This window comes from Nocardioides sp. NPDC058538 (assembly GCF_042719275.1).
Taxonomy (GTDB): Bacteria; Actinomycetota; Actinomycetes; order Propionibacteriales; family Nocardioidaceae; genus Nocardioides.
The window spans coordinates 360,979-375,372 of sequence record NZ_JBHXNY010000001.1 but is presented as its reverse complement, the minus strand read 5'-3'; the positions used below and the strand labels follow the sequence as shown (position 1 = coordinate 375,372).

The 14,394-nt window shown below is 66.9% G+C and carries 9 protein-coding genes; 2 read left to right on the top strand and 7 right to left on the bottom strand.

The window, feature by feature from the left end:
- Positions 1 to 7 precede the first annotated feature (7 nt).
- Both ACFWQC_RS01790 and ACFWQC_RS01785 read right to left on the bottom strand, forming a co-directional pair.
- On the bottom strand, positions 8 to 493 hold the full coding sequence (locus ACFWQC_RS01790) for a hypothetical protein (protein ID WP_378672178.1): 486 nt from the start codon (positions 491 to 493) through the stop codon (positions 8 to 10).
- Positions 494 to 509: 16 nt separating this feature from the next.
- A complete protein-coding gene (locus tag ACFWQC_RS01785) occupies positions 510 to 1,421 on the bottom strand; it encodes a transglutaminase N-terminal domain-containing protein (RefSeq protein ID WP_378672175.1) in 912 nt (303 codons plus the stop codon).
- Between the two features lie 360 nt (positions 1,422 to 1,781).
- On the opposite strand from ACFWQC_RS01785, the gene ACFWQC_RS01780 reads away from it, so the two are divergent.
- Positions 1,782 to 2,900, top strand: coding sequence for a helix-turn-helix domain-containing protein (locus ACFWQC_RS01780; protein WP_378672172.1), 1,119 nt, complete (start codon positions 1,782 to 1,784; stop codon positions 2,898 to 2,900).
- Between the two features lie 7 nt (positions 2,901 to 2,907).
- The gene (locus ACFWQC_RS01775; protein ID WP_378672169.1) at positions 2,908 to 3,417 is read left to right on the top strand and encodes a hypothetical protein; all 510 of its coding nucleotides are present in this window, start codon (positions 2,908 to 2,910) and stop codon (positions 3,415 to 3,417) included.
- Here the strand turns inward: ACFWQC_RS01775 and ACFWQC_RS01770 are convergent, their stop codons facing one another.
- From ACFWQC_RS01770 to ACFWQC_RS01750, 5 genes are all read right to left on the bottom strand, one after another.
- The gene (locus tag ACFWQC_RS01770) at positions 3,418 to 6,885 is read right to left on the bottom strand and encodes a hypothetical protein (RefSeq protein ID WP_378672167.1); all 3,468 of its coding nucleotides are present in this window, start codon (positions 6,883 to 6,885) and stop codon (positions 3,418 to 3,420) included.
- Between the two features lie 89 nt (positions 6,886 to 6,974).
- Positions 6,975 to 7,121 (bottom strand): hypothetical protein, encoded by a 147-nt coding sequence (locus ACFWQC_RS01765; protein WP_378672164.1) that lies wholly within the window; start codon positions 7,119 to 7,121, stop codon positions 6,975 to 6,977.
- 255 nt (positions 7,122 to 7,376) lie between these two features.
- Positions 7,377 to 7,949 (bottom strand): hypothetical protein, encoded by a 573-nt coding sequence (locus ACFWQC_RS01760; RefSeq protein WP_378672161.1) that lies wholly within the window; start codon positions 7,947 to 7,949, stop codon positions 7,377 to 7,379.
- A 111-nt stretch (positions 7,950 to 8,060) separates the two neighbouring features.
- On the bottom strand, positions 8,061 to 10,553 hold the full coding sequence (locus ACFWQC_RS01755; RefSeq protein WP_378672158.1) for a circularly permuted type 2 ATP-grasp protein: 2,493 nt from the start codon (positions 10,551 to 10,553) through the stop codon (positions 8,061 to 8,063).
- Positions 10,550 to 13,852, bottom strand: coding sequence for a DUF2126 domain-containing protein (locus ACFWQC_RS01750; protein WP_378672156.1), 3,303 nt, complete (start codon positions 13,850 to 13,852; stop codon positions 10,550 to 10,552). The genes ACFWQC_RS01755 and ACFWQC_RS01750 overlap by 4 nt, the downstream gene beginning before the upstream one ends.
- Positions 13,853 to 14,394: the final 542 nt, after the last annotated feature.

Here is a 14,394-nt window from a genome sequence, read left to right as displayed (position 1 = left end):
GGCCCCTTCAGGCCGTCCCCCAGCTCTCGACGCGCCACTCGCCGTCCTCGCGGACGAGGACCACGACCATCGACTCGTCCGGTACGGGGCCGTCCTCGGCGGTGTAGGAGACCCTGACGGTGACCTGCGCGGTGTCGCCGTACATCTCGGGCTCGCCGAAGGCCATGTCCCGGTTCACCGCGCGCGGGTTGGGGTCGGCATAGGTCCGCCTCCCCTCGGCCGCGTCGATCATCGCGCGGGCGCCGCCACCGTCGAGGAGCTCGTCGCCCTCGTCGGAGGCCAGCTCGTAGAGGGTGGTGACCGAGGTGGTCTCCATGAACTCGCGGGTGACCTCGGCCGGGGTCGAGCCGCGCGCCAGCAGCCAGAGGGTGAGCGCGGTGAGAGCCGCGGCGAGCACCAGCACTCCGGAGATGCGAACTCCGCGACGCCAGCGGCTGCCGCGGGTCACGATGCTCGCCCGCTGCGGGTGGCCCCGTGGATCAGATACAGGCACGAGCAACACCGTAACTTCACTCCTGCTGGTCGGGGGCCACATCGACAGAGACGGTCAAGGTCGAGGTGGTGGCTTCGGTGTAGATGACCCCCTTCACAGGAGGCACATCGGCATAGTCACGTCCCCAGGCGACACTCACGTAGCGATCGTCGGCCCTGGTGTCGTTCGTCGGGTCGAGGGCGAGCCACTGGCCCGTCCCCGCGCCGCTGAGGTCTGCCCCGTAGTGGGGCACCCACACCTCCACCCAGGCATGAGAGGCATCGGCTCCGACGAGCCGCGGCTCCCCCGGCGGAGGGGTGGTGGCGAGGTAGCCGGAAACATAGCGGGCCGCGAGCCCGTGCGCTCGAAAACAGGCCAACATCAGGTGAGCGAAATCCTGGCAGACCCCACCCTCGGCCTCGAAGATCTCCGGGATCGTCGAGGTGACGGTCGTAGCCGTGTCGTCGTAGTCGAACCCGGAGTGGATCCGGTGCATCAGATCCTCCGCCGCCTCCGCGATCCCGCGGCCCTCCGTCAGCGAGACGGCACCGAAGTCGTACGCCTCCTGGGTGTGCTCCACGAGCGGCGAGGCCACCGCCAGGTCGGTCGCCCGCCAGGCGCCCGGAAGAGTCGGGTCCACCAGCGGCCGCGCCCGCTCCCACGGCTGGTCGAAGCTCGTCTCTTCATAGACCGGGGTGCTGACGTCGACCTCAGAGACCGCCGTGATCTCGAGCAGCCGATGCGGCTCGAGGACCTGGAAGTACGTCACCGTGTTGCCGTAGAAGTCGACGTCGCTCGACTGGTCCGCGGGCGCCGGCGTGATCCGCACCTCGGCCCTCTCGACGTGCTGGTGCGGCAGCTCGCGCGGAGTGACGTTGGCGATCCCGAACGAGTTCGTCACGTCCTCGTCGTAGGAGTAGGTCGTGGTGTGGGTGACCGTGTATCTCATCGCCCTTCGACCACCTTCCGCGCTCGCACGGCAGAACCCTAGCGTCCGACCGGCTCAGGCTGACTTATCGAAGGTGGCGTTGAAGATCGCGTCGGGGAGCACCGCTTGAAACCCTCGTTGTCGCTGAGCTGCCGGAAGAGTTCAGTCCAGCGCATAAGCTGTCTCGAAGCCGCTCGCCGTGCCCTCCCGCCAACCGTCCTCGACCATCTGCCGGACGATCAGCGTCTCCAAAGCCTCTTCGGTCAACTGCACAGCAAGACCGTAGCGCCGACGGCCGACAATGTCGGCGCTTCGGACGAGAGCACCCCTACTTCAGGGAATCGAGTTGCGAAAATCGCAACTCCGGGTACCGTTGCAGTCGTGCCGACCAACCAGGAGATCGCAGCGCGCGTCAAGGAGACGCTCGCAAAGCGTGGCGTGCGCCAGGGTGATCTCGCCGCGCAGATAGGCCTTAGTCCGGATCAGATTTCGCGAGCGCTCAGTGGTCAGCGCGGCTTCTCCTCGGTCGAGCTCGCGGCCGCCGCGAAGATCCTGGCAGTCGACGTCAACTGGCTGATCACCGGCGAAGAAGACCCTCTGCGCATTCGAGTCGCGGCGCGTCACGCCTTCGACGCCGTGACCGGGACGAGGAGCGTTCCGGGGCGCGCTGCCGACGAGGGCACTCTGGAGTCGATTGCCCTGGCCTACCGCCAGGCCTACCCTCTTGCGGAGCGTCCAAGTGCCGCATTTCCCCCGACCGCGGGCGCCACGCGGGATGTGCTTGGGGACGACTTCGTCCGTGCGTTCGCCGACCGAGTCGAAGGCTGCCTCGATGTCGACGTGGTCCGCGTCCAGGACCTGTCGACCGCATATTCGTTCACTGTTGGAGGACGCCACGTCGTGGTGCTTCCCAGCACGCCGAATTGGTTCTGGTCCAATTTTGCACTCGCGCACGAGCTCGCCCATTTGGCCCTGGGGCATCACGATGTCACCGGCGAGGATGAGACGAACGAAGCGCCCGCCAACGCATTTGCCGCTGATTTGCTGCTTCCCGCCAGCGTGGTCCGAAGCATCGCCTGGGCCGACGCAAGCGGGCCGAATCTGGCCCGATTTCTATGGCAGACCGGGGTGTCGACCACCACTTTGGCGAATCGTTTGAGCTCGCTACGAATCGGGGTCGCCGACGAGGTTCGATCGCTTCTCGGCCAGAACACCGTGCGGGTCCTTCGACGGCACGAGGCGGCGATCGACGAGCAGTCTGTCCAGCCGCGCAAGTTCGCGCGACCCGTGGACCCCATCTCAAGCCGGATGCAGGCATCCTCTGGCCGACGCTTCCCCGCCACACTGGTCGCGGCGCAGCGAGCGGCAGTCGAGGAAGGACGCATCGCGCCAGCCACGCTCGCTTGGATGTTGGAGAGCCCGGTCGAGGATCTCCTCGACGTTCGCCCACCCGAGATGTCCGGTTCGATCGACGACCTGTTGGCCGACTTCGCCGAGTGACGTCGCCTTGACCCAGTTCTTCTTCCCGGACAACACAGCGCTTATCAACTTCCACATCCTCCGCCGTTGGGACATTTTGAAGCACTTGGTCACAGGCAAGGCCGCATGGGTGGGATCGGTGGCGAGCGAGTGCTCGCAATCCCAGAACCACGGGCACATGGGAATGTACGACCAGGCGCACTCGATCTTCGGCGAGCCGATCCAGCCAGACGGCGCTGAATATGTCGACATCTGCATCCTTCGTGACCAGATGGCTGGGCCGGGAGACGGGCTGACTCAGCATCTCGGCGAGGCCGAGACGATCACCGTGGTCAGCAGCCGGTTCCACGGATCTCGATTCATCACTGATGACGCCGGCGCCCACCGCTTTGCGACGGCAGCGGGCATCACCTGCTACGGAACACGAGACCTCCTTACCGTCGCCGTACGCCGGAATTTGATCCCGGCTGCGCAGAAGGTTGCCTTCGAGAAGGTCCTCTCCGACAACAACCGCACGATCCGCAATTGGTTCGGTTGATCATTCCTCGTACGTCAGAGCGGCGACTGCCTCATCCACCTGCCTGTCGATGTCGATGTAGCCCAGCCTGCCCAAGCTGTCGGTGAGCAAGGCCGCCTGCTCGGCCAGCGTGGTGTCTCCGACAGCCTTCGCTCGCGCGATCACTGCCGGCGCATGTCGCACGAGGTCGTACCGCGCCCAAGACTCCTCTGTGCTTTCAATGAGCCGGCGGAGGACGTCAAGGGCGCGCCGAGGATCATGCCGTGCAGCATCAGCAAGCGTCTCCCCCAGAACCACACGTCCTTCGACATCGATCATGTCGAGGACCGAGCCAAGGCGCGGAAGCCACCATTCGACAGGAAAGGCACCAGACTCCACCCAGGCGGAGAAGGATGCCAGCTTGGACGAATCGCCGGATGCGACTGCCGAAGCGAGCTGCGCATCCCAGAGAGCTTGCGCCCTCTCGCGAATCGCCTCAGGCATGTTCTTCGTTTGGCGGAGCATGTAGCCGATCTCCTGAAGCACTTCACGCATCACCTTCGACCCGACCATGTCGACGAACTGATTGACCAGGAGGTCGCTTCGCTCACGGTCGCCTTCGATGACTCCCACGAGGAGTTCCACCCCCACGCGGACGAGTGGTGAGTCACGATCACTTCCACCGCCGACATCCTCGCCGCCTGCGGCGCGGTCGAACCACTCGGCCAACTTCGTGCTCATGACGTCGAGGAACCCCCGTGCGCGGCTGTGCCACCGCAGCGCGACTTCCACCACGGTGTCGCCATAAGCGTCCGCTGACAGCACCCGGTCTACACAAGCACATAGCCAATCGTTTGCCGCGTCGTACAATAGTCCGAAAGCCATGCCGAACGCTGCTGCAATTGCAGGGTCCTCGACTCGAACCGGATCGAAGAGAAGGTCGTACGCTGTGGTGACCTGCGGACGCACCTTGTCCAACCCGGCGTAAGTGCGATGGTGGGCAAAGTGCAGCAACCATGCACTCGTCGTAACTGCAGCAGGCACCACCGTGTTGAGCGCCGCCTGTATCGAAGTCTCGACGTCGATCTCGCTCTCGACGCTTTGCTCAACATGTGTGCTCGGCATCAGCCGTATCAGCGCGAGCGTGAAGGCCAGCGCCGTCTCGATGTCGGCCACCGCGAAGCCCGACGTCTCCCTGCGCAACCCTGCCTCGATCAGGTGCAGAGCCGAAACCGTGCCGTGCCTTGCGTCTTGCCCGTCGTCATGTGTTTCCGCGTCGATGGTCTGGGCATTCGCGCTCTCCTCAGCACTCGACGCGCGAATGTGCAGAGTCGCGACAACCACATCCCAGTCCAGCGATTCGCCCGCGTCGACACTCTGTCGCAGTCCGTCGATGATGCGGTTGAAGTACGTTGGGCGAAGGTTTGCCACCTGATCACTGAGCGCTAGGAACTCCGCGGGGCGGTTCGCCACAGCGGTAGCCAGATTTTGACCCATATCAAACGACTGAGGTTTCCACGGGTCGTGCTCGTCGTGCTGGTGATCGATCACATAGTCCAAGACGGCTGAGGCGTCGACGCCTGAAAAGTCAGGACCAGCGTCGCTATCGTCTCCGGCCGCCCGGACCACGAACGACGCAGAGCCCATCGCTCGAGGCTCACCCCATCGCTCCACCAGACGCTGGAGCAGTGCTTGCGACTCACCATGAAGCTGGGCGTGGCCAACGTTGCCGAGACGGTCAAGCTGCCAACGCTCGACATACGCGGTCCATGCCTCGTCTTCGCTCTCGCCCGGTTGGAGATGCTCCCGCAGTCGCGCTCGCACCTTCATGACATCGGGCGGCCCGGCAAGGACCATCCGCTCCCACCGGACATATTGAGACTCGCTCAGGAATGGCAGCAGCGCCTTGGCCAACTCGACCCACTCGGTGGCGCACCCCTGAGCGTCGACGGAGTCACGATCGATCAGTCGGTCGGTGGCTGCTGCCCGCACCCCCTCGACGTCAAGCGCGACGGTCGCGAGTGATTGCCAAGCGATGCGCCGGAGGAGGGGATGAGGCGACCGCTCACCGACTGCCAGCACCTCTTCTGCATCGCGTCCTGACCGGAGTGCCTCCACGGTCACATCTCGAACGACATCGATCAAATCGTCGATGATCCGATCACCGAGTAAGCCGTCTCCTGCCGTTCTGATGCTGGGTCGGTGGATCGAGCTCAGGTCGTGCCCTCCGTCAGTGGTGAGCCCCTCGATCGTCGCTGCGGTGTCGAGCCAGGCGACGAGAGTGTTGAGAAGTCTTGGGTCACTCCTGCACCCCCGTGCGAAACAGTCGAGTGCCTCGCGGTACCAGTGGGTCTCGATCCCAGCCACAACCGACGAGCGATAGTGACCCTTCTGCTCGCGCGGGGCCAACAACGGATTGACGAGTGCACGGGCCTTCTTGTTGAATCCAGCCTCCCCAAGCCGCTCAGCCAGCTTGGCCATGGCCGTGCCCACGTTCGGGTCATACGACGGGAGCTTCGCGGCTGATAAGGGCTTGGCCAACCTCGCAGCAACCTCATCGGGCATCTCCTCGATCGCTTTCAGGCAGATCGCGATAACCTCGCGGCGTGCGGGAGACGTAGACGTGAGGAGTTTGACAAGCACCGAACAGACCGCATCCGGCGCAACGGTGGCCACCCGGACAAGGTACGGGCCCGGCGCATAGGGAGGCCATATGTCCAGTTCGTCCGTCTGTGGAGGTAGCGCGAAGGCCCCAAGAGAATCGAGTGCCTCAATCCACTTCGGGTTCCTCAGTCCGTCGTAAAAGACCCGACGATGCTGGTGATCGCCGAGATATGCGAAAGCACGCTCGAAGAGCGCCTTGTCCGGGGCATCGAAGTCGCCAGTCTCGGCATCCCGCTGGTTCGCCTCCGCAAGGACCGCTTGTAGCCGATGTGCGATGTCGAAGAAGCTGCCAATCCTGCCCTCGATCGCCGACTCGATGATCTCAAGATCAGACCGCAACGCTTCGAAGTTCGACGGCCATCCAGACGTGTTACCACCCGGGTGGCGGAACCTCTCGAACGCATCGATCGCTTTCTTCAGGCGCTTGACGGTTGGGTTGTCACCCTCACCGTGATGCCCCACGGCGAGGATGCTACGGCGCCCCATGCTCCGCATGGTTCTCGCGTGTTCTGATCGCACCAGCTCACTACCAGCCTGCAAAGCTGTCTCGGCCGTGTCCGGGTCAACCTCAATCGAGCTGCTGGTCCCCGCCGCAGCCGCCGCAACCGCCGTAGAGAGAGCGACGCGGCCGACCGTCCAAGCGGAGACGAAGCCCTTAAGCGCATCGTTGTTCACATCAGTGGCCTGCTGCGGATCGGTGTCGATCAGTCTGGATATCCTGTTGACCAGCTCGCGTAGGCAATGGCCTCCGACCACCAGGGCACTCACCTCGAGCGGGTCTTCGGAGAATGTGTCGATCGCTCGTCTATAAAGGCTGGCGCAAGTCGGATCGAAACCTTCGAGCACCTGATGAAGGGCCCGCCGACCAGGACTCCACAGCGTCGAAGGCGGCACGATCGGTTCGCCTGCAGCGAGACTCAGCCCGTCCCCCACCATCAATCATCGACCTCAACGCTATCGACGGCCGCGACCTGAGCTGCTGCGTCAGCCATTTCGCCCTCCAGCAGCGACGCCGCGATGTCCTGTACGTCGACCTGCCCGGTCACCACGTCGGCGATGAAGCGCGTGCGGAACTCTCTCAACAGATGGACCTCGTGCTCGGTCCTTGCGATGGTCGTGTCGAGCCGCGCCGTGGACTCAGGTCCCGCAGGACGTCGTCTGCGATTGCCCAGATCAGAGCGACAATCTTGCTGTGGCTGACGCTGTTCAAGCTAGGTGACTCCTGGAGCCGTCTTGGGTGGGCCGCATGCCCTCCCGATGGACTCGCACCTTAGAGGATTGCACCGACATGTTTGCGGTGGACGAAGTCGATGGATCCGCCCAGCCGAAGAGGCCGTCTATTCCCGGACAAGCGTGAAGTCGTACTCACCTTCGTAGTGTTCACCGCTGTCGAGGTCGGCGGTCAACTGGACCCGGTAGTCCCCAGGCCCCAGCGGTCGGGTGAAACCCGGGTAGATCCAGCGACCGTTGCACCCCTCCTTGCGGTCTTGCTCCAGCACCGTGCTGTAGTCCGGCGCCGCCACCAAGTTCCACCTCAAGTTGCAGTCGAGACCAAAAGGGCCATCCGGACCGCTCACACTGACGTTCAGGCCGACGCATGACTTCGGTCTGTCACAGGCCAACGCGGTGTCCTTCTCCACGGTTGAGGAAGACGCCATGAACACCGTGAAGATCGGTGTCGAGGCCGACGGCGTCGACGATGGTCCTCCGGTCGAAGGTGTGGCCGACGGGCTCACCGCGGGAGAAGCCGACCCGCTTGTTGGAGGTGACACGGGATCATCCTCAGGAGTTCCCCCTGAACTTCTACTGATAAGGCCGAAGACACCAGTCACAGTTGCGACGGCGATCGCGCCGACAGCTGTGATGATGGCGACCACAATCGTTGCCTTGTGCTCTTGCGCCCAGCTCATCGAGTCCTCCCGACTCTTACTCGACGGCCAACATAGGGCGCACCGACGCAGCGCATGCAGCGACGCGGACGCGCGGCTGCTGCTTTGCCCGAATTGGGGTACGGCGAAGGGTTAAGCCGGACCGCCCATGATTGCGGCGGTGGGAAGCGCGTTGAGGGGCTGGGGGGCGGGGCCGGTGGCGAAGTGGACGTCGGTGATGGCGTCGGCGAGACGTACGAGCTGGGCGTGGACCTGGTCGAGGAAGGACTCCAGGTTGGGGCGGCCGACGCCGCCGATGGCGACGAGGCCGGCGACCCCGATGCCGTCGAGGCTCTGCTCGATCTGGGCGATGATGTCGTCGAGGAGCCGCTCGGGGCGCGACGAGCCGGTCGAGCCCGGGAGCTCGGTGAGGTGGAGGCGCAGCTCGTTCAGGCAGAAGGCCAGCGAGCGTGGGTTGTCGCGGTCCATGATGAGCAGGTCGAGCACTCCCCCGGTGCGTACGTAGCCTCGGTAGCGGCGGCGGTGGGTGACCGCGGACTCGGCGGAGGCGAGGACCGCGTTGAGCACGGCCCGGTCGACCTCGAGACCGCGCCGGACGGTCGTGGTGGCGCGCAGGAGCTGGCAGATCTGCATCGCGCGCTCCAGGAACCGGCCCAGCCGGATCGAGTGGTAGCCCTCGTCGCGGATCATGCTCGCCACGATCCCCTGCATCGCCAGGATCCCGTGCAGCATCTCGGCCCCCGACTCGGCGATCTGCAGGGAGTGCGGGTTGACCCGGAGCTCCTCGGCCGCGCGGTCGGTCGAGGAGAAGATCCGCCACATGTCGGGGCTGAGCTGGTCGCGTACGCCGCTGAAGGCCTGCCGCATGCCGGCCAGCGACTGCGCGGCCGACCCCGGCCGGTCGGCGTCCAGCAGCATGGACCGGAACTCGGCGTCGATATCGGCATCCGCGTGGCCGTGCCCGCCCAGCCGGTCGAGTGCACTCAGCATGACCTCGAGGCTGATGCCGCCGGACGTACGCGGCCTGGTCCTGAAGTCCTCGGCCAGCACGTGCGTCGCCAGGATGAGCCGGATGAGGTCCTCGGCGCGCTCCGCGTAGCGGCCCGACCAGTGCATGTCCTCGAGGGCTCGCGGGACGAGCACGGTGACCGAGCGGGTGTGGGTCATCGGGAGCACGTCGGCCAGACCCTGGTCGGCGTCCTGCGGCGACTCCTTGAGCACCCAGACGTCCTTGCTGCACGGCGGCAACCCGCTCTCGTCGGCCCGGATCGAGGCCAGGCCGCCGACCAGCGGGCGGTAGGCGGAGCCGTATCTCAGGGAGAAGGTGCGCAGCGTCAGCGGCCGGCCGACCGCGCCGCGCCCCTCGGCCCAGGTCGGGGCATGGGAGAGCGTGATCCTCTCCTGCCCGACGTGGCGGTGGGGATCGGCCGCGATCCGGGCGGCCAGCTCCTCGGGCGTTCCGTCGACGATCGTCCCTTCCAGCGTCCGCACGACCAGGTCGTCCGCGGCCAGGCGCCGCTCGACCTCCGCGCGCTGGGCCGGGTCACCGCACCACCAGGTGCCGAGCGACGCCAGCCGCAACGGCTCGCCGAGCAGGGCCTCGCAGGCGGCGGGGAGATAGGGAACGAGCCCCGGGTTCTCGAGTACGCCGGCCCCGAACCCGTTGACCACGCGCACATTGCCGCGGCGTGCGGCCTCGATCAGGCCGGCCACGCCGAGCTGGCTGTCGCCGCGGAGCTCGAGGGGGTCGGACCAGGTCGCGTCGACACGACGCAGGATCACGTCGACCCGCTCCAGCCGGTCGCCGTGGCCACGCATGAGGACCTCACCGTTGCGTACGGTCAGGTCGGCGCCCTGGACCAGCGGGAAACCGAGCGTCGAGGCGAGAAACGCCTGGTCGTAGGCGGTCTCGGAGTGGGTCCCCGGGGAGAGGACGACGACCCGGGGGTCGGCCTGGTCGCCGGGCGCCGACTCCAGCAGTGCGCTGCGGAGAGCCGCGAAGTAGGGCTCCATCCGGTGCAGCCCGGCGTCGCGGTGCAGCTCGGGCAGCACCCGGCTGATCACCCGGCGGTTCTCCATCGCGTAGCCGATCCCGCTCGGCGCCTGGGTCCGGTCGGCGAGCACGCGCCACTCACCGTCTGGGGTCCGGCCCAGGTCGGTGGCGGCCAGGACGAGCGGGCGCGGGTCGTGGTTGCTGGCGCGGGCGGCGACGCGATGGAATCCGTGATGGCCGAAGACCACTGCCGCCGGGACGATCCCGTCCTGGAGGAGACGCTGCGGGCCGTAGAGATCGACGAGGATCGCGTTGAGCAGCTCGGCGCGCTGGGCCAGTCCGACCTCGAGGATGCGCCACTGCGCCGGATCGATGACGAGCGGCACCGGGTCGAGCCGCCAGGGCTCGGGCTTGGCGCCGGGACGCAGGTAGGTGACCCCGTCGTCAGCGAGGAACCGCTCCACGTCGTGGCCGATCCGGCTCAGCGTCGCCGGCGTGATCGAGACGGCCGTCTCGGCCATCGGCTTCCACGCGGGACGCAGGGTGCCGTCGGGCCCGACGACCTCGTCGTAGGGCTGGTCGGTCGCGTCGAGGAGGCCGAGGGCGTCGGCGTACTCGCGAAGGACGGTCACCGCACCACCCGTCGGAGATCCAGGGTGTGCGGGTTGTCGGGGGTGGTGCCGCGGGCGGCGCGCTCGCGCATCTCCGCGACGTCCAGGCGGCCGGACGTGTGGCCGCGCGCCTCGAACCTGCTCGCGCGGCGCGCCTCGGCCTCGTTGGCGTTGACCGGCGGGTGGTCGTAGCTGCGGCCGCCCGGGTGCACGACGTGGTAGGTCGCACCACCGAGGCTGGTCTCGGAGGCGATGTCGACGACGTCGAAGCGCAGCGGCGCCTGGACGTCGATGCTCGGGTGGAGGCTCGACCACGGGCTCCAGGCCTTGAACCGGATGCCGGCATAGAACACATCAGCGGTCGAGGTGGGGGTCAGCGGCACCGGAACACCCTGACACGTCACCAGCTGCCGGTCGAGGTCGATCCCTCTCGCCGAGATCTGGACCCGCTCGACCGACGAGTCGACGTAGCGCGCCGTCCCCGACTCGGTGGCCTCCTCGCCGAGGACGTTCCACGGCTCGATCGCCTGCCGCAGCTCCAGCTCGATGTCACCAACCCGCGCGAGCCCGATCCGCGGAAAGCGGAACTCGGCGTACGCAGCCAGCCATTGCGACTCGAACGGGATCCCGTGGCGGCGCAGGTCGGCCACGACCTCCTCGATGTCGCGCAGGCACCCCTGCGGGAGCAGGAAGTCCTCGTGGAGGGCGCTTCCATGGCGGACCAGGGGCGCCTCGTACGGCTCCTCCCAGAACCACGCGACCAGGCTCCTGACCAGGAGCGACTGGAGAAGGGCCATCTGCGGGTGCGGGGGCATCTCGAAGCCACGGAGCTCGAGGAGGCCGAGGCGTCCTCGGGAGGAGTCCGGGGAGTAGAGCTTGTCGATGCAGAACTCGGCGCGGTGGGTGTTGCCGGTCAGGTCGGTGAGCAGGTGGCGCAGCGCGCGGTCGATCATCCACGGGCGGGGTTCGGGGTGTTCACGGGTGATCCGGGCGACCTCCTGGAGGGCGATCTCCATCTCGTAGACCGCCTCCGGACGGCCCTCGTCGAACCTCGGCGCCTGACTGGTCGGGCCGATGAAGCGGCCGGAGAAGAGGTAGGAGAGGGACGGGTGCCGCTGCCAGTAGCGGATCAGGCTGGCCAGCAGGTCGGGGCGCCGGAGCAGGGGGCTGCGCTCGGGGCTCCGTCCGCCGAGGGTGAGGTGGTTGCCGCCGCCGGTGCCGGTGTGGAGCCCGTCGAGATCGAACTTCTCGGTGGACAGGCGGGCCTGCCGCGCCTGCTCGTAGAGCGTCGTGATCAGCTCCCGCTGCTCGACCCAGGTGGCGGTCGGCTGCACGTTGACCTCGATCACGCCGGGGTCCGGGGTGACCGTCAGCCGCGCGAGGCGGGCGTCCGGCGGCGGACCGTAGCCCTCGAGCACGACCTGCGTACTCTTCTCATCGCCTCGGGCTCCGCTTCGGCCAGCCTCGGTGACAGCCTGCTCGATCACCCGAAGCAGCGCCACGTAGTCCTCCAGCCGGTCGGTCGGCGGCAGGAAGACATGGACCAGCCCGTCGCGCTCCTCGACCGCGAGCGCGGTGGTCGGCGCCTCATCGGGGTCGGTGACGGTGACCTGCGGGATCTCGGGGTCCAGTGGCTCGCCTGCGGTCAGGTACGACGGCTCGCCCGGGAACTCCGGGTCGTGCCACGAGATCGAGTCGAGCGGCAGCCGCAGCCCGACCGCCGAGGTGCCCGGCGCCAGCACCAGCCGCCCGCGCCGGAACCGCCACTGCGGGCTCGTCCACTCCCCGTCGTCGGTGTTGATCGGGATCACCCAGCCGACCGGCTCGGTGACCTCCTTGTCGAGCTCGGTGACGTTCAGATCGCCCCGGTTCGCGGCGTCGTCCGGCTCGGGGCCGTCGGGGCGGCGTACGTCCTGGGCGATCTTCGCCAGCGGGTCCTCGTACGCAGCGAACACCTGCTCCGCGGGGAGCCCAAGGATCTCGGCGATTCTCCGCGCGACAGCGACTGTGTTGGTCTCGGCACGCTCGCTGGCGCTCACGGCTCGACCAGCGTTGCCGGCCGCCCAGGGGTCGGCGAAGAGGGTCTGGTCGCTCCACAGCGGCCGGCCGTCGGTGCGCCACTGCAGGTCGATGTTCCAGCGCGGGAGCGTCTCACCGGGGTACCACTTGCCCTGGCCGCGGTGGACGATCCCGCCCTTGCCGTAGACCTTGCGCAGGCGTTCGGCCAGATCAGTGGCGAGCTCGCGCTTGTGCGGACCGTCTGCGTCCGTGTTCCACTGCGCCGAAGTCTGGTCGTCCAGCGACACGAAGGTCGGCTCGCCGCCCATGGTCAGCTCGACGCCGGCTGCCTGGAGACGCTGGTCGACCGCCTCACCCAGGGCGTCGATCCGGTCCCACTCCTGGCCGGTGTAGGGCAGCGTCACCCTGGGGTCCTCGTGGATCCGGGTGACCTCGTTGGCGAAGGAGAAGGTGACCTCGACCGGGTCGGTGGCGCCCTCGATCGGGGCGGCGGAGGATGGGTGCGGCGTCGCCGAGAGTGGGATGTGCCCCTCCCCCGCGAACAGTGCCGAGGTCGGGTCGAGCCCGATCCAGCCGGCTCCCGGGACGAACACCTCGCACCACGCATGCAGGTCGGTGAAGTCCTCGGTCGGCCCGGAGGGGCCGTCGAGGGACTCCTGATCGGCGGCCAGCTGCACCAGGTAGCCGGAGACGAACCGCGCCGCGAGGCCGTACTGGCGCAGCAGGGACACCAGCAGCCACGCCGAGTCGCGGCACGAGCCGATGCCCAGCCGCAGGGTCTCGTCGGGAGTCTGTACGCCTGGCTCCATCCGCACCGAGTAGGCGACGTCCGAGTTGACCGCCTGATTGACGCTCGCCAGGAAGTCGACGGTACGGAGGCCGTCCGCGGGCAGGGTCGGCAGCCGCTGCCGCCAGGCATCGGCGGCCGTCGCCGACTCCACGTCGCGGAGGTAGGGCGCCAGATCGGCTTTCAGCTGCGGCTCGTAGTCGAAGGGGAAGGTCTCGGCGTACTCCTCAATGAAGAAGTCGAACGGGTTGATCACCACCATGTCGGCGACCAGCCCCACGGTGACCTCGAGCTTGTCGGTCTTCTCCGGGAAGACCAGCCGGGCGAGCCAGTTCCCGAAGGGATCCTGCTGCCAGTTGATGAAGTGCGCCGACGGCGTCACCGACAGCGAGTAGGCCTCGATCGGGGTCCGGGTGTGCGGCGCCGGGCGCAGGCGTACGACGTGCGGGCCGACCCCCACCGGCTGCGCGAACTCGTAGGTGGTCCGATGTTCGAGCGCAACCTTGATCGACATGGGGTCAAGACTGACCGATCGAGGTTGCACCGGGGTAACGAACCGCCGCATTCACGCCGCGGTACCGGCCCGGCCCACCGAGAACCCTGGCCGATGGCCTCAGCGCGAGGCGCCTCGAATCGGGTCGCCGGCTAACACAGCATTCGTACGAAAGGCACCGAATACATCGACTGGTAAATGCATTCCATCTTGGGCATTTCCCACGGTTTCGACGGGGCCCGACCTGAATATCAACATTGTAATTCACATCACGACTGCTCCTCCCAGAGCTGCCCAATCCAAAGAGAGCACCGAGCCGATCACGCCCTCGAGATCGTCGCTCCGGACGAGCGTCTCGGTGTCACCGGGCGTCCACCCGAGGACCCAGGCCAACCGGGTCCGACCAGGGGAAACGAGCGCCGCCCGCGGCGAGCCATCTCGCGTTTCATCTCCGGTGAATTCGACATGTTCACCAGAAACGAACCCCGGACTTTAGTCCCAAGAGGAATGGGATTTCGCCGATGATTCTAGAACACGCAAGCATTCGCGTGCATAGAAACCAA

Coding starts and splice junctions, on each gene's coding strand:
- ACFWQC_RS01785 (WP_378672175.1), bottom strand. CDS start 1,421: ATGAGATACACGGTCACCCACACCACGACCTACTCCTACGACGAGGAC.
- ACFWQC_RS01760 (WP_378672161.1), bottom strand. CDS start 7,949: ATGAGCTGGGCGCAAGAGCACAAGGCAACGATTGTGGTCGCCATCATC.
- ACFWQC_RS01750 (WP_378672156.1), bottom strand. CDS start 13,852: ATGTCGATCAAGGTTGCGCTCGAACATCGGACCACCTACGAGTTCGCG.